We start from the raw sequence: 2,024 nt of genomic DNA, 5'->3' as shown, positions 1-2,024 counted from the left end.
TGCACAGTTTAAGCAATCGCTTGAGCGGTTAATCGACGCTGGAATTGAACGAATTTTTGTAGCTCCTCATCAAGACAGCAATGTGAATCAAATCATTCTCCAGTTACGCAGTTGTATGGTCGAGAATCGTGCTATCATTGAACAAGTGTGCATCCATTTTGTTTTCACGGGGGATCCGATTGAGGCAGAACGTAGCCAAGTCCTTGATAAACTTAGAGAAGACCTCGAGAATAAAAAATATCTCCTTGACTGGTCAGTAGTAAGTTCTCTATAACAGAGACATCCCATAAAAGTAGGCGAGTTTGGTAACCGTTTCGTTTCTATTGATTCAGGGGGTATAATACAGCACGTGGCTTTAGACCTGCCAGGGAGGTTTCTTTGAAAATGCAGCACTAAAAGCTTCGCCCTGCTTGGAATGTGGCCTTTAAAACTCTTATATTTACGGAACTGTATCCAACAGGCCTTTGCGAAATTTTTTCCGGATAATTCTTAAAGTTAGGCAAACTGGAACTTTCCAGGCTGTAGAAAAAAATTCAGCCTGCAGAACACTTTGGACAATCCCTTCTGATGGAATGTCAGATGAACGTGTTCTTAGCCACCCCTGGTAGCTGTTCCATATCGCCCGAGGCTGTGTGAGGGCCAGATATTGAAGGAGTCCCATAGCAATGCCTGCGAGATTGATAAAGCCTTCAATTGCCTTTACAGTTCTTTCAACCTTCTCAAGATCCGGCTTGCTGAGAATCGAAAGATCAGGTTTTTTGCCTCGTTTGAGTTCCGGAAATGCTTTGGTCCAGAAATGATAGCAAAATCCACCAATCAGGTGCTTGAGAAACAAGAACATAACTTCAATCTTGCTTCGGTAAGAATAAATGGTTATGATTTCAGTTGCTGGAAGTTGGAGATCTGAACTCATCAAGATATAACAACTGTGACCGTCCCGCACACAAACAAAACGAACCCAACCATTAATGGGCTTCCAGAGCAGGTCCAGGCAACAGTATTCAATGGTTTTTACCTGGCCATAAATTGTCAATTCAGCCTTTTTAAAAAATTCAGGGAATTCGAAATACTCCATCAGCTTAATTTTGTCATCTTCATGAAACTTCCGGTCCGAAAATTCACGATCAAGATAGCCAACGTAATTGTCTTTTGCACGGGTAACGATATGTACCAATTGTTCTCCCATGTCGTTAACAGCCGCCTTAAAGATCAGGAAAGCAGGACCTGTGGAAAAATAGGCATCCAGTGCCACATAACATAGGCATCCCATATTGAGAGCTTTTTGTACAACGAGATGAGCCATCCTGGTAACTATTGTTGCTGGTTTGCCATTAATTCCCTCACCAGGACGAACAGCATCAACACCTTCATGCAGTTGTCCATGCATGGGAAGGCAAAAAGCTTTTGAAAAGTATCCGACAAGCAAACCAACAAAGCCAATATGGTGACCATAGATATATTCACCTTTGCCACTATTGTCTGAGTCCTGGTGCAGATACTTAACACCCGGCATTTTCTTGGCCTCTTTGCAGACTTTGATACCGTCTCCGATCAAAAGAGGACGGCCATTGAATTTGATGATTGGGTAAAGATTAAGAACCATCATTGCCCAATGTGATAGGAGGCAATCGAGAGTCCAGGAATTGGCCCGAAAAAATCGAAGCAGTAAGTCATAATATTGTGGTTCTAAGAAAAGCCATCGGATAAAGCTGGTTACTCCTTGGTGATCAAATCGGACGATAAAGCCCATTATAATGATAACGAACCAGCAGAAGGCCGCATTGCGAGAAAAGCAGCAACGAAAGCCCAATAAAAACTTATCCAATAAAATCAGCATGATGGAAACCTCCTTGTAGGCAATAGGATTCACATCGTATCTATCTGATTTTATAGTAAATGTCTACTTATTTTTTAACTACTTGATTTTACAGACTTATTTGTATGTGCACGAGAACTTACTACTGTCCAGTTGCATAGGAACAACTCTTATGGATAAACAATATGATACTAATCTATTCCAGGAT

1 protein-coding gene is annotated in these 2,024 nt (G+C 41.5%); it reads right to left on the bottom strand.

All coding sequences use genetic code 11. The annotated features are described in order from the left end of the window. Window positions 1-439: 439 nt before the first annotated feature. Complete coding sequence (locus tag IBX40_13110) at window positions 440-1,837, bottom strand: hypothetical protein (GenBank protein ID MBE0525250.1); 1,398 nt, start codon at window positions 1,835-1,837, stop codon at window positions 440-442. Window positions 1,838-2,024: the final 187 nt, after the last annotated feature.

The organism is Methanosarcinales archaeon (assembly GCA_014859725.1).
Classification (GTDB): domain Archaea; phylum Halobacteriota; class Methanosarcinia; order Methanosarcinales; family Methanocomedenaceae; genus Kmv04.
This window is presented reverse-complemented; position numbering and strand designations above follow the sequence as displayed.